The sequence below is a fragment of the Rhodococcus sp. DT1 genome (assembly GCF_049844875.1).
Classification (GTDB): Bacteria; Actinomycetota; Actinomycetes; order Mycobacteriales; family Mycobacteriaceae; genus Rhodococcus.
In genome coordinates, this window is sequence record NZ_JBNCLW010000006.1 from 193,058 (window position 1) to 219,247 (window position 26,190).

Genomic DNA, 26,190 nt, shown 5'->3' on the forward strand with positions numbered 1-26,190 from the left:
CGGGCGAACTACCCGACGCCCAGCGCCAGATTCGTCATCACCCGGACACCGACGGCAAGGGCTCTCTCGTCGAGATCGAAGCCCGGCTGGTGGATGTCGAGCTGCGGCCCGCTGCCCGACCACACGCCGAGGCGGCCCATCGCGCCCGGCACATGCTCGAGATACCACGAGAAGTCTTCTCCGCCACCGGATTGCGGAGTGTCGGACAACGCGTCCGGTCCGACCGGACGGATCGCGTCCTCGAACATGCGGGCCGACTCCGTGTCGTTGACGACAGGTGGCACGCCACGCAGATAGTTCAGTTGATACCGCACACCCGTCGGTGCCAGGAGTCCGTGCACGATTTCCCGCACCATCGGCTCGAGCAGTTGCCAGGTCGCGTGGTCACCGGTGCGTACGGTGCCGGCGAGCATGCCGGTGCGGGGAATAGCGTTGGGCGCCTTGCCCGCACTGACAGCGCCCCACACCATGACGGTTCCGGTGCGGGGATCGATGCGCCGGCTCAGCAGTCCCGGCAAGCCGGTGATCACCGCGCCCAGTCCGTACACGAGGTCGCCGGTGAGGTGCGGGCGCGAGGTGTGACCGCCCGGAGAGTCCAGGACCAGTTCGACGGTATCTGCCGCGGACGTGATCGCGCCGGTCCGCATCCCGACCTTGCCCGCCTCGAGCCGCGGGTCGCAGTGCAGCGCGAAGATCCGCGACACCCCGTCCAGGCCACCGGCGGCGACCACGTCGAGAGCGCCGCCCGGCATCACTTCCTCGGCGGGCTGGAACACCAACCGCACACCGACCGGCAACTCGGGCATCGACGCGAGCGCGAGACCCGTACCGAGCAGCACCGTGGTGTGTGCGTCGTGGCCGCAGGCGTGAGAGACACCCGGCACAGTCGATGAAAACGGCAGACCGGTCATCTCCTGGAGCGGCAGCGCGTCCATGTCGGCACGTAGCGCGATACGCGGACCGCCGGTGGGGCCCAGGTCGCAGATGAGGCCTGTTCCGCGAGGCAGCACCTTCGGAGCGAGTCCCGCGGCGGTCAGGTGCCGCGCGACGAACTCCGTGGTGGCGTACTCCTGACGTGCGAGTTCCGGATTGGCATGCAGGTGCCGGCGCCAGGCACTGAGATCTTCGGTGTGCGCGCCGAGCCACTTCTCCACGTACGGATTCATCGGCGCTCGACTCCCTCGAGCAACCGGGCGCGCTGGACGGGATCGGCGGCAGCGCGCGCAGCGGTCGCTGCGAGAGCACGCGCGCCGTCGAGAACTGCGCGGTCGGCCGAGTCGGTGACGCATGCCGCGGCGAACGCTTCCTGATGCGTCACGGCACCACCGGAGTCCAATCCGATGACCGGATGAATTCCTGGCACCACGTTCGTCACGTTTCCCATGTCGGTGCTGCCCAGCGGGCGCGATCCTTCCTCTTCGGCGGGCAACGGCGCGCGGCCGAGCCCGATGATCTCCTCACGATATGCCTGCACCAGCCACGGGTCGGGTGTGAGCTCCGTGTAGGGCGGCGACACCGTCCTGATCCGGTGTGTGCAGCCCGTCGCGAGCGCGCCGGCTGCGAAACAGCCCTCCGCACGCCGGCCGAGGTCGTCGAGCAGTTCGGCCGAGGTCGCGCGCAGGTAGTAGAGAAGCTCGGTGTGGCCGGGCACGATGTTGGGGGCGGCGCCGCCGTAGCCGACGATGCCGTGGATCTGCTGGCCCGGGTGCAGGTGCTGCCGCAGCAGGCCGACGGCGACCTGCGCGACGGTGGCGGCGTCCGCGGCGTTGCGCCCGTGTTCCGGGGCCGCGGAGGCGTGGGCCTCGCGGCCCAGGTAATCGACGGCGATGTCGGAGAGTGCGAGCGAGGTCGCACCGGTGATGTCGATCGGTCCGGGATGCACCATCATCGCCGCGCCGACGTCGTCGAATACTCCGCGTTCGAGCATGAGAACCTTGCCGCCGCCCGTTTCCTCGGCGGGCGTACCGATCACGCGGACCGTGACGCCGAGTTCGTCCGCGAGCGCAGCCAGACCGATGCCCGCGCCGACCGCAGCCGCAGCAATGATGTTGTGCCCGCACGCGTGTCCGATGCCGGGCAGCGCGTCGTACTCGGCGCAGAACGCGAGCACCAGGTCACCGCTGCCGAACCGGGCATCGAAGGCGGTCGGCAGGTCGGCGATGCCGGTGCGCACCTCGAAACCGCAGCCGCGCAGCACGTCGATGATCTTCGCGGCGCTGCGGTACTCCTCGAAGGCGAGTTCCGGTTCGGCGTGAATCGAATGCGACAGCGCGATCAAGGTGTCTGAAGCAGCCTCGATCGCGCTGTCGGCAAGTGTCGTCACGCTGTCCAGTCTGTCATGCCGGACCGACCCGACGGATCGGGCGGCAGCGTCAGCCGAGCACGAAGTTCGACGCGTCCGTCCGTATCTCGAGAGCAGCGATCAGAGGGGCGTGCAGACCACGCTTGATGGTCGTGAGGTTCTTGCCCCGGGTGCCGGTGAGCGCGGCGGCGCGTTCGACGGCCCCGGCGAGTACCGCGTCACCGTCGACGGTCTGCTCGACGATGCCGGACGCCACGGCGTCGGTGCCGCCGAAACGGCGACCGGTCGTGATGGCCTCCACCGCGGTCTGGATCGGCAGCCGGGACCGGACCAGCGCCGACATCCCCACCGTGAACGGCATGTTCAGCTGCACCTCGGGCAGGCACCAGAATCCCCGGTCCGCTCGCATGACACGGAAATCATGGGCCAGCGCAAGCATGGCTCCGGCACCGAACGCGTGGCCCTGCACGGCAGCGACCGTGGCGGCGGGGAAGGTCAGTATCCGCACGTAGAGGTCGTGCACGGTATCGAGGTACCCGGGCAGTTCCGTCAGGTTCGCGAACACCCAGTCGGTGTCGAGTCCGTTGCTCCAGAACTTGCCCGTCGCTGCGGTGACGAGGGCCGCGGGGCCGTCGTGCGCTTCGACCTCGTCGAGCAGCGCGCCGATCGCCGCGAGCCGATCCGGGTGGAAACGGTTGTCCGTCGCTTCCGCGTCGCGGTCGCCGAGGTGCAGTACGAAGACGTCGCCGTCGCGTTCGAGATAGGGCATGCGAGCCAGGATAACGCCCGTGGTTACTCGCAAGTAACCACGGCCGGGACGTTAGGGTCCGTGTCATGGGACACCCGGACGTCATTCTCGATCCCGCAGCCGAAGCGATCGCTGCCGCCGCCGTCATCGCCGAACGTTCGTCGGTGCCTGCGCACGGCGTCGCCGTCGTCCTGGGCTCGGGGTGGCGCGCGGCCGTCGAGAGGTTCGGCACGCCCGTCGCCACCGTGCCGATGAGCGAACTCCCCGGTTTTGCGCCGCCCACCGCAGCCGGACATCCCGGCACCGTGCACTCGGTGCGGGCAGGCGACAACGCGGTTCTCGTTCTGGCGGGCCGCAGCCACGCCTACGAAGGTCACGACCTCACCCGTGTGGTCCATCCCGTCCGCACGGCCGTCGCTGCGGGCGCGCACACCGTGATCCTCACCAACGCCGCCGGCGGCATCGATCCCGATTTCGCGGTAGGTCAGCCGGTGCTGATCTCCGACCATCTCAATCTCACCGGCCGGTCGCCGTTGCGAGGTGCCCAGTTCGTGGACCTCGTCGACGCGTATTCCGCAGATCTACGTGCACTGGCCCGCGAGATCGACCCCAGCCTCGCCGAGGGCGTCTACGCGGGACTGCCCGGCCCCCACTACGAGACGCCCGCGGAGATCCGGATGCTGCGCACCCTCGGCGCGGATCTCGTGGGCATGTCCACCGTGCACGAGACGATCGCCGCGCGCGCCGCCGGTGCGCGGGTGCTCGGCGTCTCCCTCGTCACCAACGCCGCCGCCGGCATCACCGGCGCGCACCTCGACCACGCGGAAGTCCTCGCGGCGGGTCGCGACGCAGCCACCCGGATGGGCGATCTGCTCCGCGACCTGGCAGCGCGGCTGTGACGCTGCGTTTCGGCACCGCCGGGCTGCGCGGCCCGGTGGGCGACGGGCCCGACCGGATGAACGTGCCCGTGGTCGTCCGTGCCACGGCGGGCCTCGCACGCTGGCTCACCGACCGTGGTCACGGCGGCGGCACCGTCGTCGTCGGGCGCGACGCCCGGACCGGCTCGGCGGACTTCTTCGCTGCCGCGGCGGAAGTCCTCGCGGCGGCCGGGTTCGACGTGGTGGCACTGCCCCGCCCGCTTCCCACTCCCGTCACCGCGTTCGCGGTACGTGACCTCGGAGCCGTTGCGGGAGTTCAGATCACGGCGTCGCACAACCCCGCCGGCGACAACGGCTACAAGGTGTATCTCTCGGGTGGCGCACAGTTGGCCGCACCCGCCGACCGCGAGATCGAAGCCGCGATCGATGCAGCACCGGACGCGGCACAGATTCCGCGCACCACCGTCGTCACCTCGGGTGAAGAACTTCTCGAGCGGTATCTCGCACGAGTGGCGACGTTGCCGCGCTCATCCCGGCGTGATGTGCGGATCGCCCTGACCCCGCTGCACGGTGTCGGCGGGGAGACCGCCGTCGCTGCGCTGCGCGCCGCGGGGTTCGACGACGTGCATGTCGTCGCGTCCCAGTTCACCCCCGACCCCGCCTTTCCCACGGTCGCCTTCCCCAACCCCGAGGAGCCCGGTGCGTCCGACGCGCTGCTGGCACTCGCCTCCGCCGTCGGTGCCGACGTGGCCCTCGCCCTCGATCCCGACGCCGACCGCTGTGCGGTCGGAGTACCCACCGCGGACGGGTGGCGGATGCTGCGCGGTGACGAGACCGGGGTGCTGCTCGGCGAGCGCATCCTGGAATCGGCTCCGCCCGACCCGCTCGTCGCCACGACCATCGTGTCCTCGACGCTGCTCGGCAAGCTCGCCGCGGCGCGCGGCGCCCGGTTCGCCCAGACCCTGACCGGCTTCAAGTGGCTCGCCCGCGCCGGAGACGGATTGGTCTACGCATACGAGGAGGCGATCGGTCACTGCGTCGACCCCGACGCGGTGCGCGACAAGGACGGCATCGGCACCGCCGTCGTGGTCGCGGACTACGTTGCGGCTCTGAAAGCGTCGGGGCGCACGCTTCTCGATACCCTCGACGACCTGTACCGCGAGTTCGGTATCCACATGGGCGATCAGGTCTCGCTGCGGGTCGACGATCTGGGCCGCATCGACGAGATCATGGCGCATCTGAGGTCGTCGCCACCGCGCACGCTCGCAGGCGAGGCGGTGACGGCCACCGACCTGGCGGCGGCCGGCGGACCGCTGAACACCGACGCTCTCGTGTTCGAGGGCCCGACCGTGCGGGTGGTGGTGCGGCCGTCCGGCACCGAACCGAAGCTGAAGTTCTACCTCGAGGTCGTCACCGACGGCGACCGCTCCACCGCGGAGACAACTCTCGAAGCTCTCCGCGAGTGGGCCTCCGCACTCGGCGACTCGGTGCTCTGATCGACCGGCTCGGGATGCGACTTCCCCGGACTACCGGGGACCGTACTGGCGATCTCCGGCATCGCCGAGACCCGGCACGATGTACTTGTTGTCGTTGAGGCCCTCGTCGACCGACGCGGTCACCAGGCGGACCGGATGACCGGACGCTGCCAGCGCATCGACACCCTGCGGTGCCGCGACGACACACACCGCGGTGATGTCGGTGGCGCCGCGCGCCACGAGCAGGTCGAGGGTGTGCACCATCGAACCTCCCGTCGCGAGCATCGGATCAAGCACGAACACGGGCAACCCGGACAGGTTCTCGGGCAGCGACTCGAGATACGGCACCGGCTCGAAGGTTTTCTCGTCGCGGGCAAGACCCACGAATCCCACCCGAGCCTGAGGGATCAGGGCGTGGGCCTGGTCGACCATGCCGAGTCCGGCGCGCAGGACGGGGACGAGCAACGGCGGCTGTTGCAACCGCACGCCCTCGGTGACCGCCACCGGCGACTTGACCTCGAACTTCTCGACCGGCGCGTCGCGCACCGCCTCGTAGACGAGCATCTGGGTGAGCCGGCTCAACGCGTCTCGGAATGCAGCGTTGTCGCTGCGTTCGTCGCGAAGAATGGTGAGGAGAGAAGCAGCGAGCGGGTGGTCGACAACGAGCATGTCCATGCAGAAAAGGATAGAGCGCTCACGACACGTGCAGGTACGAGGGAACCGGACCCGTCCGCTATGCGTCGAACCCCGATGAGGAATGTCCACCTCGCGCCGCGCTCGACGTGACGGTGGACACCGCAATCGACCACGGGGGGACGAGTGTCGGAAGAACTCGACAGGGACCGGCAATTCGGCGGCGGACCGCACGAAGGAACCGTGGTGGCGGTCCGCGCCGACACCGCGACGATCGCGGCGTTCGGGCACCGGGCTGCCGCACTGGCCGAACGCATGCACAGTGCGGCAGCACACACCCGGGACGGTGACCCCGCCCTGCTCGGTCCGGTGCTCGGCCCCGTGGGTGCGACGTTCTTCGCCGCGCTCGTTGCGACGCACGACGCCCACGGACGCGACCTCGATCGCCTCGGCGACGCCCTCGCCGGGATGAGTGCGGCAGCAACGGCGTCGGCGGCGGCATACGAGCGTTCGGTCGACGCGGTGGCGCGGCGTCTGCTGGCCGTGCAGGACGACTCGTGATCGCGGCCGTCGGCGGCGACCTGCTGACCGCGCCCCTGAGGGAGTTGCTCGACGCCTTCGGTTCCGCATCTCCCCCGGCACCGGATCCGGGCGCCCTCCTACGGGTAGGAGCACAACTCGCGGAGGAGGTTCATGCGGCCGGGCGGGACGCCGTCGCCGAGCTTGCGTGGGCGTGGGCAGGGCCGGCCGCGGAGAATGCCGTCGCGGGCGCCGAACGGGTGGTGTCCGATGTCCTGGTGGCCGCCGACCGTGGACTCGGCATCGCGGCCGTCGCGTTGGAGGCGACGGCCACCGTCGCGACCGGCACCGCCGAACTCCAACGGCTCGTCGACTCGTTCCTCGCGTTCGCGAATCGGGCGGCACCCGTGGCGGGTCTGCCGCACGGTCAGCTGATGCTGCTCACCGTCGCGGTCGAGCACATCGCCGAGGGTCTGCGGGTGCTCACCCGGGTCCTGTCGACCCTCGCGGATCTCACCGACCGGCTGACCGCGCTGCTCCCCGAGCACACCCCGGTGGACGCGCCGTCCGCGGCCGACCCCGCCGCGCACGCGATGGTGGGAAGCCGATCCGGGGACACCGGAACCGAGGTGGTCCTTCCCGACGGCAGCGTCAGCACCGCCCCCAATGCCGCCGCGGCGACGGCCGTCCGCCGCGCGCTCGAGCAGCAGGGCACGCCGTACCTGTGGGGCGGCACGTCGCCCGGCAGCGGACTGGACTGCAGCGGTTTGACGCAGTACGCCTACGCCGAAGCGGGCGTGGAGATCCCACGCCTGGCGCAGGAGCAGGACGTCGGGCAACGCGTCGATCCGGGATCGGTCCTGCCGGGCGACCTGGCGGTCTGGGACGGGCACGTCGCGATGGTGGTCGGCAACGGAATGATGGTGGAAGCAGGCGATCCCGTCGCGGTCACCCCGATCCGCACCGGCAACGGCGGCATGGCGTTCCAGGGGTTCTACCGGCCGACGACTGCGTGAGCGGTGTACGCCGGCCGACCGGAATCGTCCGGGCCGGGAACCACCCGGGCAGTCCCTGCGTCCAACCGGATATGGATCTCACGACTCCCGTTCCGCCGACCGCCCCGATCACCGCGATCGCCCACAATCGCGCGGGCACGATCTCGGTGCGGACCACCGACGACGGTCTCCCGGTCGAGCTGCGCATCGATCCCCGCGAACTTCGCTACGGCGCGGGTGCGCTCGCCGACGAGATCCTCGCCCTGAATCGCGTCGCCGCACAGGAAGCCGCGACTCTCCGTCACCGAGAACTGCACGAACAGGGCGTCCCACGCGAAGTGCTCGACCGGATGCGGCATTTTTCGTACGGCGACGCGCCGGCCGCCCACCGGTCGTGACCGAGCCGGAAGCCGCACGCCCGAATCCGACGAGAACCGAGGGGGACCCCCGATGAGTGAACAGCAGGTGACGGCGATCGTCGATCGCGTCCGCACGAAACTCGATGCTCTCGAAAGCACCCTGGAAGGGATACACGGCATCCGGGCGACCGCGCAGAGTCCGGACGGCCGGATCGCCGCGCGCGTCGACGGGACGGGCGCCCTCGCGGATCTTCGGCTGGAGGAAGCAGCATGCCGCATGGACGCGCGAGAGCTCGCGGCATCGATCCTCACGACAGTCCATGCGGCGGCCGAGGCAGCCGCCGCACAGCGGGTCGCACTCGTCGACGACCTTCGGGGTGCGCTTCGATGACGTGCTGCTTGCCACCCCGGCTATATTCTCGGCGGCGACATGGCTAGGCTTCGCGCCATGGCTGGAGACATCGTCCCGATAGAGCTCGGTCTCACCGACGGCGACCTCGTGACCCTGTGGGCACCGCGCTGGCGTGAGGGCGACGACGAATGGGAGGCGTTTCTCGGCCACGGCGACGACCTGTACGGATTCCCGAGCGTGGCCGCGATGGTGGCGTTCGTCCGCTCCGGTGGCGACAACGATCTCGTGGAGCATCCCGCGTGGCCCGTGGTCGCCAAGCTCGCCGCTGTCGAGTTCGAACCCGACGACGCGCACTCGTACGACCTGATCGGCGTACCGGAACTCGCGGCCGCCGATCCCGACGCCGAGTCGATCTCCGAACTGCAGGACACGTTCGACATCGTCAGCATCCTCGGCGACGTGTGCGAACTCGATGTCGTCACCAAATTCTTCGAGCGGACCGAAGTCGATACCCTGCTGCGCCACGGCGCGTCGGCCGTCGCGGGCCGCGAGGGACGCGAGCTCTGGAACAGCATCGGCACCGCGATCGCCGAAGACTGGGACGCGGTGATCGACGCGCTCGACGCCGTGGTGACCACGCCCGCGGTGGACGAGGCGGTCGTGGCCGAGATCGAGTCGGAACTGGTGGCCTCGGACGAGAACGAACTGGAAGCCGACGACACGGTTCAGGACGAGGTCGACAACGACGAGTACGAGTTCCTCGACGACGACGAAGACGACTTCTGGGCCTCCGTCGGCATCGACCCCGTCAAGATCATCACGTCGGACGGTACGTGGTTCACCCTGCGTTGCTACCTCGACGACGACGCGGTGTTCCTCGGGCAGGAGGGACGGATCTTCGTCTTCCCGTCCGAGCGTGTTCTCGCGCGGTATCTCGCCGACAACCACGACCACGACATGTCCCAGCTCGAAACGTACGAGGAGATCCGGATCGCTGCGGTCGACGGGTCGCTCGAGGTCGCTGTCATCGACGACAACGTCTACGTGCTCACGGGCATCGCCGACGACATCGCCGAGGGCATCGCCGCCGTCGACCCGGAACAACTCGAGCTCGCCGTCGAGTTGTTCACCGACGCCGCCGGTTACGCGAACGACGACAGCACCGAAGCGGCCCTCGCGGCATCCACGGAGCTGGGATGGTTCGTCAACTACGTTCTCGAACCCGACCCGGGCCGCCTCGCTCCGAGCGCACCGTTCGACGCCGAAGCTCTCGCGTGGCGTGAACTCGAGCGCGAGTTCGAAGCACGGCTGAACAAGAACTGACGCGTTCGCACCGCTTCGGCCCGCTCAGCCGATCAGGACGGCGTAACCCGGTTTGATGACGTCGTCGATCAGGGCGAGCCGCTGATCGAACGGCAGGAACGCCGACTTCATCGCGTTGATCGTGAAACGCTCGAGGTCGGCCCAGCCGTACCCGAACGTGTCGGCGAGCTGCACCATCTCCTTGGTCATGGTGGTGTCGCTCATCAACCGATTGTCGGTGTTGACGGTGACGCGGAAACGCAACCGCGCGAGCAGGTCGAACGGATGTTCCGCGAGTGTCAGCACGGCCCCGGTCTGCACGTTGGAACTCGGGCACAGCTCGAGCGGGATGCGCTTGTCGCGGACGTAGCTCGCCAGCAGCCCGAGCCGTGGCTCGCCGTTCTCGCCCAGCACGATGTCGTCGAGGATGCGGACGCCGTGACCGAGCCGGTCGGCACCGCAGAAAGCTACGGCCTCGTGGATGGACGGCAGACCGAATGCCTCGCCCGCATGAATAGTGAAGTGCGCGTTGGCTGCTCGCGTGTATTCGAAGGCATCGAGGTGGCGGCTGGGCGGATTACCGGCCTCCGCGCCGGCGATGTCGAAACCCACCACTCCCCGGTCACGGAACCGGACCGCGAGTTCTGCGATCTCCCGGGATCGCGCGGCATGGCGCATCGCCGTGAGCAGACACCCGACGATGATGGGGCGCCCGGCGGCACGCGCCTCCGACTCGCCGGCGCGGAAGCCTTCGAGGACATGCTCGACCACCTCGTCGAGCGTCAGTCCGCGCTCGAGGTGTTGTTCGGGCGCGAACCTGACCTCGGCGTACACGACCCCGTCGTCCGCCAGGTCCATCACGCATTCCCGTGCCACGCGCTCGAGACCTTCCGGCGTCTGCATCACCGCGACGGTGTGCTCGAACGTCTCGAGGTACCGGACGAGGGTGCCACTGTCGGCCGACTCCCGGAACCAGCGGGCAAGGTCGTCTTCGGTGTCGGCGGGAAGCGACCAGCCGCACGCGTCGGCGAGTTCGAGAACCGTCCCGGGACGCAGCCCGCCGTCCAGGTGGTCGTGCAGGAGCACTTTCGGCGCGAGCTTCACCGACTCGGCCCTGCCGTCGAACATTCCGGGAACCACCGACTCGTCACTCATGTTTCGGGACGGTAGTCCGCTACGGCGTGATCCGCTCGACGATCAGCGGGCGCGGCGGCGGCGCCGTCTCGGAGACGCTGAGCCCGCCACGCAACGCACCCAGCGCGGCGGGAAACCGCCCGGGCGTGTCGGTGTGGAGCGTCGCGACGGGTTGTCCCTTGCGGACGGTGTCGCCGACGACGGCGTGCAGTTCGACTCCCGCGCCCGGCTGCACGGCCTGGCCCTGGTGTTCTCGTCCGGCGCCGAGCCGCCACGCCGCCTTCCCGACGGCGAGAGCGTCGAGTTCGGCGAGCACACCGTCTGCGTCGGCATACAGCGTCTCGGCGTGCGTCGCGGTCGGCAAGGGTGCGTCCGGATCGCCGCCTTGCGCCGCGATCATCGACCGCCACCGGTCCATCGCGCTGCCGTCGCGCAACCGCTCGGCCGGGTCCACATCGTCGATCCCTGCGGCTGCCAGCATCTCCCGAGCCAGGGCGAGGGTGAGTTCCACGACGTCGCCGGGCCCTCCCCCGGCGAGCACCTCGACCGCCTCGCGCACTTCGAGGGCGTTGCCCGCGGTACGTCCGAGCGGAGTGTCCATCCGGGTGATCAACGCGGTGGTCGGGAGATCGGCGTCGCTACCGAGCTCGACCATGATCCGTGCGAGTTCGCGTGCCTCGCCGAGTTCGGTCATGAAGGCACCGGTGCCGACCTTGACGTCGAGCACGAGGGCGCCGGCGCCTTCCGCGATCTTCTTGCTCATGATCGAACTGGCGATGAGCGGGATCGATTCGACCGTCCCGGTGACGTCGCGCAGCGCGTAGAGCTTGCGGTCGGCGGGAGCGAGGTCGGCGCCCGCGGCGCACACGACCGCTCCGACGGCGGGGTCGGTCAGTATCTCGGCCATCTCGACGGTGCTCAGATCGGCGCGCCACCCCGGAATCGCCTCGAGCTTGTCGAGGGTGCCGCCGGTGTGGCCGAGACCCCGGCCGGACAGCTGCGGAACGGCGACGCCGCACGCGGCGACAAGCGGAGCGAGCGGCAAGGTGATCTTGTCGCCGACCCCGCCGGTCGAATGCTTGTCGACGGTGCGCAGGCCGAGTCCGGTGAAGTCGAGCCGACGTCCGGAGTCGGTCATCGCGGTGGTCCACCGGGCGATCTCCGCGCGGGTCATCCCCCGGAACCAGATCGCCATCGCGAGCGCGGACATCTGCGCGTCCTCGACGATGCCGTGGGTGAACGCTTCGATCACCCAGTCGATCTCGGTGCCGGAAAGCTCGTGTCCGTCACGCTTGCGGTGGATGATGCCGATGATGTCAGGCATCGCGGCCTCGCTCGACCCGCACGGCCGCGAGTTGCTCGGGACCGAAGGCATCGGGAAGCAATTCGGACATGGTCCGCGGATGCGGAGCGGAGTCGACGACGAGACCGGGTCCGCCGTGTTCGAGGAGGAGTTGGCGACAGCGTCCGCAGGGCGCCAGAATTTCGCCTCGCGCGTCGCACACGGTCACGGCGAGAAGACGCCCGCCACCTTCGGAAAACAAGTTACCGACGAGTACAGTTTCGGCACAAAGTCCCAGCCCATGTGAGACATTTTCCACATTGCACCCGGTGACCATGCGACCATCGACCGTAAGGCCCGCCGCCCCGACGGGAAAGTTCGAATAGGGCGCATAGGCACGGGTCATAACGTCATGTGCTTTGGCGCGCAACATTTTCCAGTCGATGTCCGGCATGGTTGATCATCCTGTCACGGTGGTACAGGCAACGTTGCGGTACCCCCACCGGTCGCCGTCACAGTTGGAAAGGCATACCTAACTTGTTATTTGGGGGCCGTACGAATCGGGGATGAGATTAGTTCCCGGGTTTGCGTTGGGTTTAGAGTCGAACCAAGTCGGTTCCGGTTCGTCGAGCCCGTGCTGCGGTATTCCCCGACAGTAATGAACGGCTCGACGCGTCCACCATTGACGTTGGAGGCACAGCACTCGATGAGCAGCACGACTGAAGCCGCCCCCGCACAGGCGGGGCGCACACGGTCGCTTTACCGGGGGGACCCCGGCATGTGGTCCTGGGTTCTACACCGGATCACCGGCGTGGCGACCTTCTTCTTCCTATTCGTCCACGTCCTGGACACGGCACTCGTCCGGGTCAATCCCGAGACCTATGACAGCGTCATCGAGACCTACAAGAACCCCATCGTCGGTCTCATGGAACTCGGTCTCGTCGCGATGGTGCTCTACCACGCGCTGAACGGTCTGCGGGTCATGCTCATCGACTTCTGGTCCAAGGGCCCGAAGTACCAGCGAGTGATGCTCTGGACCATTCTCGCGATCTGGTTCGTGGTGATGATCCCCGCGGCCGGACGCATCTTCTACAACATGTTTGCGGGGCACTGACATGACCGAAGCAAAGACCCTGGGCACCTCGCACGACCGCCCCGCGAGCCTGGACAATCCGCGCTCGCCGCGTCGCGTCTCGAACAACAACTTCGAGCTCTACGCGTGGCTGTTCATGCGCCTCTCCGGCCTCGCCCTGATCATTCTGGTGCTCGGTCACCTGTTCATCATGCTGATGCTCGACGACGGCGTGCACCGCATCAACTTCGCGTTCGTCGCGGGTCGCTGGTCCAGCCCGTTCTGGCAGATCTGGGATCTGTCGATGCTCTGGCTTGCGCAGTTGCACGGCGGTAACGGCCTGCGCACCGTCATCGCGGACTACGCACGCAAGGACTCCACCCGTTTCTGGCTCAACACGATTCTGCTCGTGTCGATGATCCTGATCATGGGCCTGGGTACCTACGTGATCTTCACCTTCGACCCCAACATCACCGCGAGCTAGGGGAGCTAGAACTCCATGCAGGAACATCGTTACGACGTAGTCATCGTCGGCGCCGGCGGCGCCGGCATGCGCGCGGCCATCGAAGCCGGTCCCCGCGCCCGCACCGCGGTACTCACCAAGCTCTACCCGACGCGCAGCCACACCGGCGCAGCCCAGGGCGGCATGTGCGCAGCCCTCGCGAACGTCGAGGAAGACAACTGGGAATGGCACACCTTCGACACCGTCAAGGGCGGCGACTACCTCGCCGACCAGGACGCGGTCGAGATCATGGCGAAGGAAGCCATCGACGCGGTGCTCGACCTGGAAAAGATGGGTCTGCCCTTCAACCGCACCCCCGAAGGCAAGATCGACCAGCGCCGGTTCGGTGGCCACACGCGCGATCACGGCAAGGCTCCGGTTCGCCGCGCCTGCTACGCCGCCGACCGCACCGGCCACATGATCCTCCAGACGCTCTACCAGAACTGCGTCAAGCACGACGTCGAGTTCTACAACGAGTTCTACGCGCTCGACATCGCCCTCACGGAGACACCGGACGGCCCCGTCGCGACCGGCGTGATCGCGTACGAGATGTCCACCGGCGAGATCCACGTTTTCCACGCCAAGTCGATCGTGTTCGCCACGGGCGGCTCGGGCCGGATGTACAAGACGACCTCCAACGCGCACACCCTCACCGGTGACGGCATGGGCATCATCTTCCGCAAGGGCCTGCCGCTCGAGGACATGGAGTTCCACCAGTTCCATCCGACGGGCCTCGCGGGCCTGGGCATCCTTATCTCGGAAGCAGTCCGAGGCGAGGGCGGCATCCTCCGCAACGCCGACGGTGAGCGGTTCATGGAGCGCTACGCGCCCACCATCAAGGACCTCGCGCCCCGCGACATCGTCGCCCGGTCGATGGTCCTCGAGGTGCTCGAGGGTCGCGGTGCCGGACCGAACAAGGATTACGTCTACATCGACGTGACCCACCTCGGTGAGGACGTTCTCGAGGAGAAGCTCCCCGACATCACCGAGTTCGCGCGGACCTACCTCGGCGTCGACCCGGTCACCGAACTGGTCCCCGTGTACCCGACGTGCCACTACGTGATGGGCGGCATCCCCACCAACGTCGACGGTGAGGTTCTGCGCAACAGCACCGACGTCGTCAAGGGCCTCTACGCCGCCGGCGAATGCGCCTGCGTGTCCGTCCACGGCGCCAACCGTCTCGGCACCAACTCCCTGCTCGACATCAACGTGTTCGGCCGTCGCGCCGGTATCGCAGCTGCCGAGTACGCGAACAGCCACGAGTTCGCCGAGCTGCCCGAGGCCCCGACGAAGTACGTCGACGAGTGGCTCGACCGGATCCTGCACGCCGGCGGCAAGGAACGCGTCGTCGACATCCGCAGCGACCTGCAGCAGACGATGGACAACAACGCGTCGGTGTTCCGCACCGAGGAAACCCTCACCCGGGCGCTCGACGACATCCACGAGCTGAAGAAGCGCTACAAGGAAATCACCGTCCACGACAAGGGCAAGCGCTACAACAGCGACCTGCTCGAGGCGGTCGAACTCGGCTTCCTTCTGGAAATGGCCGAGGTCACCGTGGTCGGTGCTCTCAACCGCAAGGAGTCCCGCGGCGGTCACGCTCGCGAGGACTACCCGAACCGCGACGACGCCAATTACATGAAGCACACGATGGCGTACAAAGTAGGTGAGGACCTTATCTCCGATATCCGCCTGGACTACAAGCCAGTGGTCCAGACACGGTACGAGCCGATGGAGCGGAAGTACTGATGACAACTGTCGAAAGAATCAACGACACCGCCGCCGCGGATCTGCCTCCCGTTCCCGAGGGCGCCGTGATGGTCACGCTCAAGATCGCACGGTTCAACCCGGAGGACGACAAGGGCCAGCACTGGGATTCGTTCCAGGTGCCTGCGCTCCCCACGGACCGGATGCTCAACCTGCTGCTGTACGTGAAGGGCTACCTCGACGGCACCCTGACGTTCCGTCGTAGCTGCGCACACGGCGTCTGCGGCTCCGACGCGATGCGGATCAACGGCGTCAACCGCCTGGCGTGCAAGATCCTGATGAAGGACATGCTCCCCAAGGACGGCAAGCCGGTCACCATCACCGTCGAGCCCATCCGCGGCCTGCCGGTCGAGAAGGATCTGATCGTCGACATGGAACCCTTCTTCGACGCGTTCCGCGCCGTGAAGCCGTTCCTCATCACGACGGGCAACGAGCCGACCCGCGAGCGCATCCAGTCGCAGGCCGACCGTGCGCGGTTCGACGACACCACCAAGTGCATCCTCTGCGCCTGCTGCACCACGTCGTGCCCGGTGTACTGGAGCGACGGCAGCTACTTCGGTCCCGCTGCCATCGTCAACGCTCACCGCTTCATCTTCGACTCGCGTGACGAAGGTGCTGCCGAGCGTCTGGACATCCTCAACGACAAGGAAGGTGTGTGGCGTTGCCGCACCACCTTCAACTGCACCGACGCCTGCCCTCGTGGCATCCAGGTGACGAAGGCGATCCAGGAAGTCAAGCGCGCGCTGATGTTCGCTCGCTGACACGCACACACCGCGCAGCGCGGGTCCGGCCCCTCGGGGACGGGCCCGCGCTGCCGTCTGTCCGTGCGTCGCAGACGCGCCCGCACCCTCACGTGCAACGTCGGCGCGTCTCCGGGATCACTTGCGGCGCAGGCGCGCCGCCGCGAGAACACCACCGAGGACGCCGGCCCCGAAGATCGCCACACCGCGTCGCGCATCGAGCCCCTCGTGGACCTCGAGTCGCGGCGAGATGAATGCGGACTCGGGTGGGGGACGGTGTGCCAGCGCGAGATTCGCGCGTGACGATGCCGCGAGAGCGGTGCAGAACAGAATCAGGCGCGCGGTGAGATTGGCGAACACGAGCAGGCCGAGGATCGGACCGAACGCGACACCGGCAGGCCCGACCAGCACCCTCTCGAGGTAGAGCGAACCGGCCTGCTTGAGAAGCTCGAATCCGATTCCGGCGAGCGTTCCGGCGAAGATCGCGCTGCGGAAGGCAACGGGTTCGCGCGGCAGCCGCGCGATCACCCAGGTGAACACAGCCGCGGTCGCGGCGATCGAGAAGAGCAGCGCCGCGATGCGCAGCGCCACTCCGATACCGACGATGTTCTGCAGGTTGAGCACCTCGACCACCCGGCGCATGATCGGGCCGCTGCTGACCGCGGACAAGCCCAGCGACACCACCATCGCCAGGGCCAGACCGAGAAGCGCCGCACCGTCCTTGAGCTTGACGATCACGAAGTTCGGTTTGTCCCGGGCGTAGTCCCACATCGCCGTCAGGGCGTCCCGGAGATTCGACATCCACGCGAGCCCGGCGTACACCGCGGTAAGTGAGCCGATGAGACCCACCGTGCTGCGCGCGTTGATAGCGGAGTCGATCAGGTCCTGGACTGTGCCGCCGAGTTCTCCCGGGATGTTCTGAGCGATGACGTCGCGAACGTCGTCGAGCAACTCGGGACGCCCGGCGAGCACGAAACCGACGAGAGAGAACCCGACCATGATGATCGGGACGATCGCGAGCACCGTGAAATACGTCAGTCCGGCGGCGTAGTAGTCACCTTTCTGGCTCTGATAACGGTCGGCTGCCCGCATCAGCCGGTCGAACGAAGGATGTGCGGCGCGCTGACGCTCGAGAAAACTCGGCTTCTTGTCGCCGTCCGGCTCGCCGGCCATCAAGGCACTCCTTCATCTACTTTCGGGGCAGGAATCCCACCCTGTCATAGACCTGAGCCAGCGTGCGGGACGCAACCTCTCGCGCACGATCCGCGCCGTGATCGAGGATGCGGAGCAGTTCCGCCTCGTCGCTCAGGTACTCGTCCACGCGCGCGCGAATGGGGGTGACGAACTCGGTGAGCACCTCGGCGGTGTCGGCCTTGAGATCGCCGTAACCCTTGCCCTCGTAACCCGCGACGAGGTCGTCGATGCTCCGCCCGGACAGGGCCGATTGGATCGTGAGCAGGTTCGAGACACCCGGCTTGGTCTCCCGGTCGAACCGGATTTCGCGCTCGTTGTCGGTCACCGCCGAGCGGATCTTCTTCGCGGACACCTTCGGATCGTCGAGAAGATTGATCAGGCCGGCGTCGGTCGCGGCGGACTTGCTCATCTTCGAGGTCGGGTCCTGCAGGTCGTAGATCTTGGCGGTTTCCTTGACGATCATCGGCTCGGGTACGACGAAGGTCTTGCCGAAACGGGAGTTGAACCGCTGAGCGAGGTCGCGGGTGAGTTCGAGGTGCTGGCGCTGATCCTCGCCCACCGGAACGTGGCTGGCGCGGTAGAGCAGGATGTCGGCGGCCATCAGGATCGGGTACGTGAACAACCCGACGCCCGCGTGGTCGGTGCCCTGCTTGGCAGCCTTGTCCTTGAACTGCGTCATTCTCGAGGCTTCACCGAACCCGGTGATACAGCTCAGAACCCACGACAGTTCGGCGTGCTCGGGCACCTGGCTCTGCACGAACAGCACGGACTTCTCCGGGTCGATCCCGATGGCGAGCAACTGTGCGGCGGAGACCAGAACGCGCTTGCGGAGAAGCTTGGGTTCGTAGGGAACGGTGATCGCGTGCAGATCCGGGATGAAGTAGAACGCGTCGTTCTCGTCCTGCGCGGGAACCCACTGCGCCAGCGCACCGAGAAAGTTCCCGAGGTGGAACGAATCCGAGGTGGGCTGGATGCCGGACAGCACGCGGGGGCGTGCCTTCGGCTTCGTGGTGTTCGAATCTGCGGTGCTCGACATGTGCTCGATAATTTCACGAATCGGTTTCGGTGATGCCACCGAGGTCCGCCTGCGCTCCTGCGATGCGTCAGGGGTGCGTCAGCCGAGCGTCGAGGGTTCGTCGGAGAGCGTCAGGAGAAGGTCACCGTCACGGGTGCGTGATCCGACCAGCGGTCGGCGTATGTTGCGGCACGTTCCACTCGGGCATCGGTCACGCGCGCGGCCAGGGCCGCGGTCACGAGGTGATAGTCGATCCGCCACCCCGCGTCGGTGTCGAAGGCTTTACCACGGTACGACCACCACGAATACGGCCCGGGCACGTCGCCGTGCACGTCGCGGACCACATCCCGCCACCCGGCATCGAGCAACTCGGCCACCCAGGCTCGCTCGCCCGGAAGGAAGCCCGATTTCTTGACGTTGCCCTTCCAGTTCTTGATGTCGCGCTCCGTGGGGGCGATGTTCCAGTCCCCGCACACGACCATGTCCCTGCCCTGGGCCGTCACGGCCGCCGACCGCTCCGCCAGGTAGGCCCCGAAGCCCTTCATGAAGCGCTCCTTGTCGTCCTGCTTGGGCGTCTGCGCCTCCCCGGTGGGCAGGTAGAGGCTGCCCACGGTCACGGCACCGAAATCCGCTTCGATGTACCTGCCCGCCGCCGAGAACTCCTCGGCGTCGAACCCCACACGCACCGCGTCGGCCGGGATGCGGGAAAGAATCGCCACACCCGCACGTCCCTTGGCCGACGATTCGGCTCCGACACAGTGCCAGCCGGATTCCAGCGCGGGCGCGATCGCGGCGTGGAACTGCTGCTCGGTGGCGCGCACCTCCTGCAGGCACACGATGTCGGCTGCCGTCCCGGCCAACCAGTCCAGCAGGCCTTTGCCGGCGGCCGCGCGGACGCCGTTGACATTCACGGTGGTGATGATGAGCGACACGGCGGTCACCGTATCCGACATGTCGGACGAGTCCGACGCACGGCGTCCTCGTTCGTGGCTCCCGCCACGCCCCGACGAACCCCGCGACCAGAACACACGGGTGGCAGGAACAGCCTGCCCGACACGACACGGGACGCCCCGAAGGGCGTCCCGTGTCTGTGCTGCCTAACCGGAGAGCAGGATCAGGCGCGAGCCTTCTGCAGGTTCTCGTCGAGCGCGCCGAGGAACTCCTCGGTGGTGAGCCAGGCCTGCTCGGGGCCGACCAGCAGAGCGAGGTCCTTGGTCATCTGGCCGTTCTCGACGGTCTTGATGACGACGTCCTCGAGCTGCTGCGCGAACTCGATCACCTCGGGGGTGTTGTCGAGCTTGCCACGGTGCTCGAGACCGCGGGTCCAAGCGAAGATCGACGCGATCGGGTTCGTCGACGTCGGCTTGCCCTGCTGATGCTGGCGGAAGTGGCGGGTCACGGTGCCGTGTGCGGCCTCCGCCTCGACGGTCTTGCCGTCCGGGGTCATCAGGACCGACGTCATCAGGCCGAGCGAGCCGTAGCCCTGCGCGACGGTGTCGGACTGGACGTCGCCGTCGTAGTTCTTGCAGGCCCAGACGTACCCACCCTCCCACTTGAGCGAGGAGGCGACCATGTCGTCGATGAGGCGGTGCTCGTAGGTCAGGCCCGCGGCGTCGAACTCTGCCTTGAACTCTTCCTCGTAGATGCGCTGGAACTCGTCCTTGAACATGCCGTCGTAGGCCTTGAGGATCGTGTTCTTCGTCGACAGGTACACGGGGTAGTTGCGCTGCAGACCATACGACAGTGATGCGCGCGCGAAGTCCTGGATGGACTTCTTGTAGTTGTACATACCCATGACGACGCCGCCGTCGTCGGGGATCTGGCACACCTCGTGCTGGATCGGCTCGCTGCCGTCCTCCGGGGTGAAGGTGATCGTCACGGTGCCCGGACGGTCGACCTTGAAGTCGGTGGCGCGGTACTGATCACCGAATGCGTGGCGGCCGACGATGACGGGCTTGGTCCAGCCCGGCACCAGGCGCGGCACGTTCGAGATGATGATCGGCGCGCGGAAAATGGTGCCGCCGAGGATGTTACGGATGGTGCCGTTGGGCGAACGCCACATCTTCTTCAGGCCGAATTCTTCGACCCGCGCCTCGTCCGGCGTGATCGTCGCGCACTTGACGCCGACGTTGTGCTTCTTGATGGCGTTGGCCGCGTCGATGGTCACCTGATCGTCGGTGGCATCGCGGTGCTCCACACCGAGGTCGTAATATTCGAGATCCACGTCCAGGTACGGATGGATCAGCTTGTCTTTGATGAACTGCCAGATAATGCGGGTCATCTCGTCGCCGTCGAGTTCGACGACTTTACCCTCAACTTTGATCTTGGACATGTGCGCTTCTTGTCCTCCTAGGACGTTTACTTGGTCCCCAATCGACTGTGCTTTGTGAGCGCAGTCGCCATCGGCTCGGTACGAGCGAGCATGGCCCTGTCCCGCGTACTGACAGCGACCAAACAAGACAAGCGTACTGCTATCCGACGCGTCCGCAAAGCGGCAATACCGCCCTCGACTACTACCGACCGGTAACCTTGCCGCTGGTCACAGCCGCTGCGGGACCCCATGCCCCTTCGCGCGCGAGAGTCGCTAGACTTTCGGCGAGGTCATGAGTGCCAGCGCGAAGCCCCGGCTTGCTGGCCGGCAACCCTCCAGCCAGGGTGGGGTGCTCCGGGTGAGGACACGGTCGTCGGAAGGCCGACGGCAAGCCGGTTTCGGGAGGGTGAGATGACGAGCGAACAGCTCCTGCTCCGCGCCCTCCCCCAGGGTTCGAAGGACATGATGAGCGACACCCAGTACATCTTCCCCCCGAGCGGCCGGGCCGTCGAGTCGATCACGCTTGCCCGTGGCGCCTCGTTCTCTCCCCACGCCGAGGCGGTCACGCCTTGACCACAGACACGGACACGCAGCCGGCGCACGTCGAACTGCCGCCCGCCGACGGACGCCTGCAAAAGATCCGCATCGGCTCCCTGAAGCTCGAGAGCGGCGAGTCGCTTCCGGACGTCACGATCGCGGTTCAGCGATGGGGTGCGCTCTCTGCTGCCCGCGACAACGTCGTCCTCATCGAGCACGCCCTGACAGGTGATTCGCATGTGACCGGCCAGGCCGGTCCGGATCATCCGTCGCCGGGCTGGTGGTCGGGAATGGTCGGTCCCGGAGCCCCGCTCGACACCGATCGGTGGTGCGTGATCTCCACCAACGTGCTCGGCGGCTGCCGCGGCACCACCGGCCCGGGAAGCCTCGCACCCGACGGCACGGCCTGGGGTTCACGGTTCCCCCAGATCACCGTGCGCGATCAGGTCGCCGCCGAAGCCGCACTGCTCGACGCGCTCGGCATCGACACCCTCGCCGCTGTGACCGGCGGCTCCATGGGCGGTATGCGCACACTCGAGTGGATCGTCACCCACCCCGACCGGGTACGCGCTGCCCTCGTGCTCGCGACCGGCGCACGCGCGACCGCCGACCAGATCGGCATGCAGAGCACGCAGATCGCCGCGATCACCGCGGATCCGGACTGGCAGGGAGGCGACTACTACGGCACCGGCCGCATCCCCGCGACCGGTCTCGGCATCGCCCGCCGCATCGCGCACCTGACCTACCGCACCGAACTCGAACTCGATGCCCGGTTCGCGAACCACCCGCAGGACGGCGAGGACCCGTGGCGCGGGGGGCGGTATTCGGTGGAGGGGTACCTCGAGCATCAGGCCGACAAGCTCGTGGCACGGTTCGATCCGGGCACCTACGTCGTGCTGTCCGAAGTGATGAACCGGCACGACGTAGGCCGCGGCCGCGGTGGCGTCGACGCTGCGCTCGCTTCAACTCCCGTGAAGACCATCGTCGCCGGCGTCGACTCGGACCGCCTGTATCCGCTGCGGTTACAGCAGGAGATCGCGGACGGGCTCCCGGGAGCCGACCGACTGCGCGTCCTCGTCTCCCGCAACGGCCACGACGGCTTCCTTACCGAAGCGGAAGCCGTGGCGAAACTCCTCGACGAATTGATGGTGCTGGCGCAGGGCTGACCGCGGCCCTACCGGGCGGACGGCAGGAACGCCGTCGAACCCGACAGATCGCCCGGCCGATCCTCGCGCGGCGCCACCAGGCCGCGTCGCTCGAGGATCGGCCGCACACCCTCACCGAACCGATATGCCTCTTCGAGGTGGGGATACCCGGAGAACACGAAGTGGTCGAGCCCGACCGCCGCGTACTCGGCGATCCGATCGGCGACCTCCTCGTGTGAGCCGACCAGCGCCGTGCCCGCGCCACCCCGAACCAAGCCGACACCGGTCCACAGGTTCGGCGACACCTCGAGACTGCGCGCGTCGCGGCCCGCGGAGTAGGCGGCCCCTCCCCCGTGCAGTTCCACCATCCGCCGTTGCCCTTCCGATCCCGAGCGGGCCAGACTCTGCTGCGCCTTCTCGATCGTCGCGGGATCGAGTTGCGAGAGCAGCCGGTCGGCCTCCGCCCACGCCTGTTCCGACGTGTCCCGGCTGATGACGTGCAGCCGGATGCCGTAGTCGAGGGTGCGTCCCTGGATGTCGGCCAGCCCACGGATCCAGGCGATCTTGTCGGCGACCGCGCTCGGCGGCTCACCCCAGGTGAGGTAGGTGTCGCAGTACCTCGACGCGACGGTTCCCGCGGCGGGAGAAGACCCGCCGAAGAACAACGGCGGTGCCGGGTCGGGAATGCGCTGAAGCTGTGCGTTCTCGACCTTGATGTAGTCGCCGTCGAAGTCGACCGGTCCATTGCCCGCCCACAGCCGGCGGAGAACGTCGAGATACTCGCCGCACCGCGCATAGCGCTGGTTCTTGTCGAGAAAGTCGCCGAAGGTGCGCTGCTCGTGATCTTCACCGCCGGTGACCACGTTGAGGAGCAGCCGGCCCTGTGATTGCCATTGGAAAGTCGCGGCCATCTGGGCGGCGAGGGTCGGGGAGATGAGCCCGGGACGTAACGCGACGAGGAACTTGAGAGTGTCCGTGGTGTCGATCATCATCGCCGTGGTCAGCCACGCGTCTTCGCACCACGCTCCGGTCGGCGTGAGCACCGATTCGAACCCGCTGGACTCGGCAGCGGCTCCGATCTGGTTCAGATAGCGCAGGGTTGCGGGACGATCTCCCGCCATCGAGCTTCCGTGACCTCCTGCCATGAGATTCCGGGAGTCCCCGTAGGTGGGCAGAAACCAGTGCAGATGCAAAGACACGCGACATCCTCGGGTCGACGGCAGGCATGAAACGGAGCTCAGTACATCAGGGCTCCGCGGTGTGGAGCGACAGTTGGAATCAGCGTGAGCAGAACCGGTGCGGTGCAGTCCCGGTGGTGGTTAGCGTCGCCGGGTTGCAGACCTCTACAGACGGATCGAGCCCATGACCACGCTGTCCCAGCCCACTCCCGCGCCCGGGATCGAATCGGATCCGGAGCGCCGCAAACGCCTGCGCACCGTCGTCGCGGCCAGTCTGCTCGGCACCACCGTGGAGTGGTACGACTTCTTCCTCTACGCCACCGCCGCGAGCCTGGTGTTCAACCAGCTTTTCTTCCCCGACCAGAGTTCCTTCGTCGGAACGATGCTCGCGTTCGCCACCTTCGCGGTGGGCTTCCTGGTGCGACCGATCGGCGGCGTCGTCTTCGGCCATATCGGCGACCGCATCGGCCGCAAGAAGACACTCGCGCTCACGATGTTCATCATGGGCATCGCCACGGCCCTGATGGGAATTCTGCCGACCCACGAGCAGGTGGGAGTTCTCGCACCGGTCCTGCTGCTGGTGCTGCGCATCCTGCAGGGCTTCGCCCTGGGCGGCGAATGGGCCGGCGCGGTGCTGCTCGCCGTGGAGCACAGTCCGGAAAAGAAGCGGGGCCTGTTCGGGAGCATTCCGCAGGTCGGTCTGGCCCTGGGTCTCGCACTGGGCACCGGGGTCTTCGCAGCACTACAGGTCATCTTCGACGACGAGCAGTTCCTGGCGTACGGATGGCGCATCGCCTTCCTTCTCAGTCTTGTTCTCGTCGTCGTGGGGTTCGTCGTCCGGCTCAAGGTCGACGAGACCCCCGCGTTCCGTGAGGTCCAAGACCTCGCGAAGAGGTCGGCGGCGCCACTGTTGGACGTCTTCCGGCCGGCGGTCCGCCGCGGCACGGTTCTGGGTCTGCTCTCGAGATGGGGCGAAGGTGCCGCCTTCAACACGTGGGGCGTGTTCGCGATCGCCTACGCCACCAAGGATCTGAACTTCGAGAAGGTGCCGGTGCTGCTGGTGGTCACCGTGGCCGCGCTCGTGATGGCTGCGCTGCTGCCGCTGTCGGGCCTGCTGGTGGACAGGTTCGGCGCGAAACGGATCTACCTCATCGGCATCGCGGCCTACGGCGTCGCCGTGTTCCCCGCGTTCGGGCTTTTCGGAACGAACAGCCTCGTCTGGTTCGCGGTCGCCATGGTCGTGGTCTTCGGCATCGTCCACGCCCTCTTCTACGGCGCGCAGGGAACTCTGTATGCGAGCCTGTACCCCGCGGAAATCCGGTACACGGGATTGTCGGTGGTCTACCAGTTCTCCGGCATCTACGCGTCGGGCGTCACCCCCATGATCCTGACCGCGCTCATCGCCGTCGGCGGCGGCAGCCCCTGGATCGCATGCGCCTACCTCGTCGGGACAGCCGCGGTCAGCGTCATCGCGACCGCCCTGATCCGTAAGCAGGATCTGCACCTCTGAACCGGGGGCTGCGGGCGGGATACCGCCCGGCCCACCCGCAGCCGGCTATCCGGTGCCGAGCGGATCGATGGACGCCGCGAGCGCGACGATGACCCCTCCGACGACGAGGAGCGCCCCCACGTCGAAGCCCTTGCTGCGCACCGCGAGTACACCGACCCGACTGTCGTCGAGAACCCACCGCAGCAGCCCCGCAAGGATCGTGGCACCCCCGAAGACGAACGCGCCGCGCCGCCACCGGTCTGCGAGAACGAGCGCCACCGCGATCGCGATCACCAGAGTGACGGCAATGAGCGGCAGATTCAGACGTGCGAACCGCAAGGCCCGGCCCATGACTGTGTGCCCGTGCCCGGTCAGCGCGCCGCGAGTTGCTCTGCCCGCTCCACCACGTTGGTGAGCAGGAAGGCGCGGGTGAGCGGTCCGACGCCGCCGGGGTTCGGGGAGACGAAACCCGCGACCTCGCGCACATCGTCGGCGACGTCACCGCGCAGCCCGTCCGGAGTGCGCGAGACGCCCACATCCAGGACTGCCGCGCCCGGCTTGACCATGTCGGCGGTGACGAGTCCGGGTACGCCGGCCGCCGCAATCACGATGTCGGCCCGGCGCACCTCCGCGGCGAGGTCCCGGGTGCCGGTGTGGCACAGCGTGACGGTGGCGTTCTCGCTGCGGCGCGTGAACAGCAGCCCGATCGGGCGGCCGACGGTGACACCGCGGCCCACGACCGTCACGTGCGATCCCGCGATCGGCACGTCGTAGCGTCGCAGGAGGTGCAGGATTCCTCGCGGCGTGCAGGGCAGTGCCGCCTCTTTGCCGAGGACCAGACGACCGAGATTGATCGGATGCAGCCCGTCGGCGTCCTTGTCTGCGTCGATCCGCTCGAGGGCAGCGTTCTCGTCGAGGTGCCGGGGCAACGGCAGCTGCACGATGTATCCGGTGCAGGCCGGATCCGCATTGAGCTCGTCGATCGCCTGCTCGAGCTGTTCCTGGGTGATGTCGGCGGGCAGGTCCTTGCGGATCGACGTGATGCCGACCTTCGCGCAGTCGTTGTGCTTGCCGCGCACGTACGCTGCCGATCCCGGGTCGTCGCCCACGAGGATGGTGCCGAGGCCGGGCGTGATGCCCTGCTCCCTCAGCACGGCCACTCGTGCCTTCAGGTCCTCGAAAATCTCGTCGCGGGTTGCTTTGCCGTCCAGGATCGTCGCAGTCACGGTTCCATTGTTCCAGGCGACTGCGCGTCGCGGAT

The 26,190-nt window shown here is 67.6% G+C and carries 28 protein-coding genes and 1 riboswitch; of the genes, 14 read left to right on the forward strand and 14 right to left on the reverse strand.

Annotated features, from left to right (window positions below; translation table 11 throughout):
• Nucleotides 1-8: 8 nt before the first annotated feature.
• Genes ACLQ3J_RS16900 through ACLQ3J_RS16910 form a run of 3 tightly spaced genes read right to left on the reverse strand, consistent with a single transcriptional unit; the run spans nt 9 to nt 3,071 of the window.
• Nucleotides 9-1,166: a M20 family metallopeptidase gene (locus tag ACLQ3J_RS16900; RefSeq protein WP_169651661.1), complete on the reverse strand. Its 1,158-nt coding sequence runs from the start codon at nt 1,164-1,166 to the stop codon at nt 9-11.
• Nucleotides 1,163-2,323 carry a M20 family metallopeptidase gene (locus ACLQ3J_RS16905; RefSeq protein ID WP_296548990.1) on the reverse strand — a complete coding sequence of 387 codons (1,161 nt, stop codon included), beginning with the start codon at nt 2,321-2,323 and terminating at the stop codon, nt 1,163-1,165. The genes ACLQ3J_RS16900 and ACLQ3J_RS16905 overlap by 4 nt, the downstream gene beginning before the upstream one ends.
• A 49-nt stretch (nt 2,324-2,372) precedes the next feature.
• Nucleotides 2,373-3,071 carry an enoyl-CoA hydratase/isomerase family protein gene (locus ACLQ3J_RS16910; RefSeq protein WP_425903959.1) on the reverse strand — a complete coding sequence of 233 codons (699 nt, stop codon included), beginning with the start codon at nt 3,069-3,071 and terminating at the stop codon, nt 2,373-2,375.
• Between the two features lie 65 nt (nt 3,072-3,136).
• On the opposite strand from ACLQ3J_RS16910, the gene ACLQ3J_RS16915 reads away from it, so the two are divergent.
• Nucleotides 3,137-3,949, forward strand: a complete 813-nt coding sequence (locus ACLQ3J_RS16915; protein ID WP_169619865.1) for a purine-nucleoside phosphorylase — start codon at nt 3,137-3,139, stop codon at nt 3,947-3,949.
• Nucleotides 3,946-5,424, forward strand: coding sequence for a phospho-sugar mutase (locus ACLQ3J_RS16920; RefSeq protein WP_425903961.1), 1,479 nt, complete (start codon nt 3,946-3,948; stop codon nt 5,422-5,424). Before ACLQ3J_RS16915 ends, ACLQ3J_RS16920 begins: the two co-directional genes overlap by 4 nt.
• Before the next feature lie 30 nt (nt 5,425-5,454).
• On the opposite strand, the gene upp is transcribed toward ACLQ3J_RS16920, so the two are convergent.
• Entirely contained in the window at nt 5,455-6,078 is a 624-nt protein-coding gene (upp, locus tag ACLQ3J_RS16925) for a uracil phosphoribosyltransferase (RefSeq protein WP_169619867.1), read from the reverse strand.
• A 144-nt stretch (nt 6,079-6,222) separates the two neighbouring features.
• On the opposite strand from upp, the gene ACLQ3J_RS16930 reads away from it, so the two are divergent.
• From ACLQ3J_RS16930 to ACLQ3J_RS16950, 5 genes are all read left to right on the forward strand, one after another.
• Complete coding sequence (locus ACLQ3J_RS16930) at nt 6,223-6,597, forward strand: type VII secretion target (protein ID WP_425903962.1); 375 nt, start codon at nt 6,223-6,225, stop codon at nt 6,595-6,597.
• Complete coding sequence (locus ACLQ3J_RS16935; protein ID WP_425903964.1) at nt 6,594-7,571, forward strand: C40 family peptidase; 978 nt, start codon at nt 6,594-6,596, stop codon at nt 7,569-7,571. Before ACLQ3J_RS16930 ends, ACLQ3J_RS16935 begins: the two co-directional genes overlap by 4 nt.
• Nucleotides 7,572-7,642: 71 nt before the next feature.
• Nucleotides 7,643-7,948, forward strand: a complete 306-nt coding sequence (locus tag ACLQ3J_RS16940) for a hypothetical protein (protein ID WP_296548986.1) — start codon at nt 7,643-7,645, stop codon at nt 7,946-7,948.
• A 52-nt stretch (nt 7,949-8,000) separates the two neighbouring features.
• Nucleotides 8,001-8,300: a YbaB/EbfC family nucleoid-associated protein gene (locus ACLQ3J_RS16945; RefSeq protein ID WP_169619870.1), complete on the forward strand. Its 300-nt coding sequence runs from the start codon at nt 8,001-8,003 to the stop codon at nt 8,298-8,300.
• A 57-nt stretch (nt 8,301-8,357) separates the two neighbouring features.
• On the forward strand, nt 8,358-9,584 hold the full coding sequence (locus ACLQ3J_RS16950; protein ID WP_425903967.1) for a primosomal protein: 1,227 nt from the start codon (nt 8,358-8,360) through the stop codon (nt 9,582-9,584).
• Between the two features lie 24 nt (nt 9,585-9,608).
• Here the strand turns inward: ACLQ3J_RS16950 and ACLQ3J_RS16955 are convergent, their stop codons facing one another.
• From ACLQ3J_RS16955 to ACLQ3J_RS16965, 3 genes are read right to left on the reverse strand one after another with little or no spacing between them, the layout of a single operon-like run.
• Nucleotides 9,609-10,691: an adenosine deaminase gene (locus ACLQ3J_RS16955; protein WP_169620005.1), complete on the reverse strand. Its 1,083-nt coding sequence runs from the start codon at nt 10,689-10,691 to the stop codon at nt 9,609-9,611.
• Between the two features lie 46 nt (nt 10,692-10,737).
• Complete coding sequence (locus tag ACLQ3J_RS16960) at nt 10,738-12,021, reverse strand: thymidine phosphorylase (RefSeq protein ID WP_296548985.1); 1,284 nt, start codon at nt 12,019-12,021, stop codon at nt 10,738-10,740.
• A complete protein-coding gene (locus ACLQ3J_RS16965; RefSeq protein WP_425903969.1) occupies nt 12,014-12,433 on the reverse strand; it encodes a cytidine deaminase in 420 nt (139 codons plus the stop codon). Before ACLQ3J_RS16965 ends, ACLQ3J_RS16960 begins: the two co-directional genes overlap by 8 nt.
• Nucleotides 12,434-12,685: 252 nt before the next feature.
• Here ACLQ3J_RS16965 and sdhC point away from each other — a divergent pair, with 252 nt between their 5' ends.
• Genes sdhC through ACLQ3J_RS16985 form a run of 4 tightly spaced genes read left to right on the forward strand, consistent with a single transcriptional unit; the run spans nt 12,686 to nt 16,081 of the window.
• Complete coding sequence (sdhC, locus tag ACLQ3J_RS16970; protein WP_169619874.1) at nt 12,686-13,093, forward strand: succinate dehydrogenase, cytochrome b556 subunit; 408 nt, start codon at nt 12,686-12,688, stop codon at nt 13,091-13,093.
• A gap of 1 nt (nt 13,094) precedes the next feature.
• Entirely contained in the window at nt 13,095-13,535 is a 441-nt protein-coding gene (locus ACLQ3J_RS16975) for a succinate dehydrogenase hydrophobic membrane anchor subunit (protein ID WP_169619875.1), read from the forward strand.
• 15 nt (nt 13,536-13,550) lie between these two features.
• Nucleotides 13,551-15,302 carry a succinate dehydrogenase flavoprotein subunit gene (gene sdhA, locus ACLQ3J_RS16980; RefSeq protein ID WP_169619876.1) on the forward strand — a complete coding sequence of 584 codons (1,752 nt, stop codon included), beginning with the start codon at nt 13,551-13,553 and terminating at the stop codon, nt 15,300-15,302.
• The gene (locus ACLQ3J_RS16985) at nt 15,302-16,081 is read left to right on the forward strand and encodes a succinate dehydrogenase iron-sulfur subunit (RefSeq protein ID WP_169619877.1); all 780 of its coding nucleotides are present in this window, start codon (nt 15,302-15,304) and stop codon (nt 16,079-16,081) included. Before sdhA ends, ACLQ3J_RS16985 begins: the two co-directional genes overlap by 1 nt.
• A gap of 117 nt (nt 16,082-16,198) precedes the next feature.
• Here ACLQ3J_RS16985 and yhjD read toward each other — a convergent pair whose 3' ends face one another.
• The 4 genes from yhjD to ACLQ3J_RS17005 form a co-directional block, all read right to left on the reverse strand.
• Nucleotides 16,199-17,233 (reverse strand): inner membrane protein YhjD, encoded by a 1,035-nt coding sequence (yhjD, locus tag ACLQ3J_RS16990; protein WP_378527665.1) that lies wholly within the window; start codon nt 17,231-17,233, stop codon nt 16,199-16,201.
• Between the two features lie 16 nt (nt 17,234-17,249).
• Nucleotides 17,250-18,290 (reverse strand): tryptophan--tRNA ligase, encoded by a 1,041-nt coding sequence (gene trpS / locus ACLQ3J_RS16995; RefSeq protein WP_296548979.1) that lies wholly within the window; start codon nt 18,288-18,290, stop codon nt 17,250-17,252.
• 110 nt (nt 18,291-18,400) lie between these two features.
• Complete coding sequence (locus ACLQ3J_RS17000; protein ID WP_378527666.1) at nt 18,401-19,222, reverse strand: exodeoxyribonuclease III; 822 nt, start codon at nt 19,220-19,222, stop codon at nt 18,401-18,403.
• 161 nt (nt 19,223-19,383) lie between these two features.
• On the reverse strand, nt 19,384-20,601 hold the full coding sequence (locus tag ACLQ3J_RS17005; protein WP_169619881.1) for an NADP-dependent isocitrate dehydrogenase: 1,218 nt from the start codon (nt 20,599-20,601) through the stop codon (nt 19,384-19,386).
• A 267-nt stretch (nt 20,602-20,868) separates the two neighbouring features.
• Nucleotides 20,869-20,980: riboswitch (SAM riboswitch) on the forward strand.
• Between the two features lie 11 nt (nt 20,981-20,991).
• Here ACLQ3J_RS17005 and ACLQ3J_RS17010 point away from each other — a divergent pair.
• Together ACLQ3J_RS17010 and metX are read left to right on the forward strand one after the other, a co-directional pair.
• Nucleotides 20,992-21,153, forward strand: coding sequence for a hypothetical protein (locus ACLQ3J_RS17010; RefSeq protein ID WP_169619882.1), 162 nt, complete (start codon nt 20,992-20,994; stop codon nt 21,151-21,153).
• A complete protein-coding gene (gene metX, locus ACLQ3J_RS17015; RefSeq protein ID WP_240951970.1) occupies nt 21,150-22,283 on the forward strand; it encodes a homoserine O-acetyltransferase MetX in 1,134 nt (377 codons plus the stop codon). The genes ACLQ3J_RS17010 and metX overlap by 4 nt, the downstream gene beginning before the upstream one ends.
• Before the next feature lie 8 nt (nt 22,284-22,291).
• Here the strand turns inward: metX and ACLQ3J_RS17020 are convergent, their stop codons facing one another.
• Entirely contained in the window at nt 22,292-23,461 is a 1,170-nt protein-coding gene (locus ACLQ3J_RS17020; protein WP_169651654.1) for an LLM class flavin-dependent oxidoreductase, read from the reverse strand.
• A 163-nt stretch (nt 23,462-23,624) separates the two neighbouring features.
• Between ACLQ3J_RS17020 and ACLQ3J_RS17025 the strand changes: the two genes are divergently transcribed.
• Nucleotides 23,625-24,950 (forward strand): MFS transporter, encoded by a 1,326-nt coding sequence (locus ACLQ3J_RS17025; RefSeq protein WP_169619884.1) that lies wholly within the window; start codon nt 23,625-23,627, stop codon nt 24,948-24,950.
• A 45-nt stretch (nt 24,951-24,995) separates the two neighbouring features.
• Here ACLQ3J_RS17025 and ACLQ3J_RS17030 read toward each other — a convergent pair whose 3' ends face one another.
• Nucleotides 24,996-25,280: a DUF3017 domain-containing protein gene (locus tag ACLQ3J_RS17030; protein ID WP_169619885.1), complete on the reverse strand. Its 285-nt coding sequence runs from the start codon at nt 25,278-25,280 to the stop codon at nt 24,996-24,998.
• A 20-nt stretch (nt 25,281-25,300) separates the two neighbouring features.
• Nucleotides 25,301-26,155, reverse strand: coding sequence for a bifunctional methylenetetrahydrofolate dehydrogenase/methenyltetrahydrofolate cyclohydrolase (locus ACLQ3J_RS17035; protein WP_169619886.1), 855 nt, complete (start codon nt 26,153-26,155; stop codon nt 25,301-25,303).
• Nucleotides 26,156-26,190: the final 35 nt, after the last annotated feature.

What these genes read in the sequence shown, in the direction of transcription:
- ACLQ3J_RS16900 (WP_169651661.1), bottom strand. Translation starts at nt 1,166, where the DNA reads ATGAATCCGTACGTGGAGAAGTGGCTCGGCGCGCACACCGAAGATCTC.
- ACLQ3J_RS16910 (WP_425903959.1), bottom strand. Translation starts at nt 3,071, where the DNA reads ATGCCCTATCTCGAACGCGACGGCGACGTCTTCGTACTGCACCTCGGC.
- ACLQ3J_RS16915 (WP_169619865.1), top strand. Translation starts at nt 3,137, where the DNA reads ATGGGACACCCGGACGTCATTCTCGATCCCGCAGCCGAAGCGATCGCT.
- upp (WP_169619867.1), bottom strand. Translation starts at nt 6,078, where the DNA reads ATGGACATGCTCGTTGTCGACCACCCGCTCGCTGCTTCTCTCCTCACC.
- ACLQ3J_RS16940 (WP_296548986.1), top strand. Translation starts at nt 7,643, where the DNA reads ATGGATCTCACGACTCCCGTTCCGCCGACCGCCCCGATCACCGCGATC.
- ACLQ3J_RS16945 (WP_169619870.1), top strand. Translation starts at nt 8,001, where the DNA reads ATGAGTGAACAGCAGGTGACGGCGATCGTCGATCGCGTCCGCACGAAA.
- ACLQ3J_RS16950 (WP_425903967.1), top strand. Translation starts at nt 8,358, where the DNA reads ATGGCTGGAGACATCGTCCCGATAGAGCTCGGTCTCACCGACGGCGAC.
- ACLQ3J_RS16955 (WP_169620005.1), bottom strand. Translation starts at nt 10,691, where the DNA reads ATGTTCGACGGCAGGGCCGAGTCGGTGAAGCTCGCGCCGAAAGTGCTC.
- ACLQ3J_RS16960 (WP_296548985.1), bottom strand. Translation starts at nt 12,021, where the DNA reads ATGCCTGACATCATCGGCATCATCCACCGCAAGCGTGACGGACACGAG.
- ACLQ3J_RS16965 (WP_425903969.1), bottom strand. Translation starts at nt 12,433, where the DNA reads ATGCCGGACATCGACTGGAAAATGTTGCGCGCCAAAGCACATGACGTT.
- sdhC (WP_169619874.1), top strand. Translation starts at nt 12,686, where the DNA reads ATGAGCAGCACGACTGAAGCCGCCCCCGCACAGGCGGGGCGCACACGG.
- ACLQ3J_RS16975 (WP_169619875.1), top strand. Translation starts at nt 13,095, where the DNA reads ATGACCGAAGCAAAGACCCTGGGCACCTCGCACGACCGCCCCGCGAGC.
- sdhA (WP_169619876.1), top strand. Translation starts at nt 13,551, where the DNA reads ATGCAGGAACATCGTTACGACGTAGTCATCGTCGGCGCCGGCGGCGCC.
- ACLQ3J_RS16985 (WP_169619877.1), top strand. Translation starts at nt 15,302, where the DNA reads ATGACAACTGTCGAAAGAATCAACGACACCGCCGCCGCGGATCTGCCT.
- yhjD (WP_378527665.1), bottom strand. Translation starts at nt 17,233, where the DNA reads ATGGCCGGCGAGCCGGACGGCGACAAGAAGCCGAGTTTTCTCGAGCGT.
- trpS (WP_296548979.1), bottom strand. Translation starts at nt 18,290, where the DNA reads ATGTCGAGCACCGCAGATTCGAACACCACGAAGCCGAAGGCACGCCCC.
- ACLQ3J_RS17000 (WP_378527666.1), bottom strand. Translation starts at nt 19,222, where the DNA reads ATGTCGGATACGGTGACCGCCGTGTCGCTCATCATCACCACCGTGAAT.
- ACLQ3J_RS17005 (WP_169619881.1), bottom strand. Translation starts at nt 20,601, where the DNA reads ATGTCCAAGATCAAAGTTGAGGGTAAAGTCGTCGAACTCGACGGCGAC.
- ACLQ3J_RS17010 (WP_169619882.1), top strand. Translation starts at nt 20,992, where the DNA reads ATGACGAGCGAACAGCTCCTGCTCCGCGCCCTCCCCCAGGGTTCGAAG.
- ACLQ3J_RS17025 (WP_169619884.1), top strand. Translation starts at nt 23,625, where the DNA reads ATGACCACGCTGTCCCAGCCCACTCCCGCGCCCGGGATCGAATCGGAT.
- ACLQ3J_RS17030 (WP_169619885.1), bottom strand. Translation starts at nt 25,280, where the DNA reads ATGGGCCGGGCCTTGCGGTTCGCACGTCTGAATCTGCCGCTCATTGCC.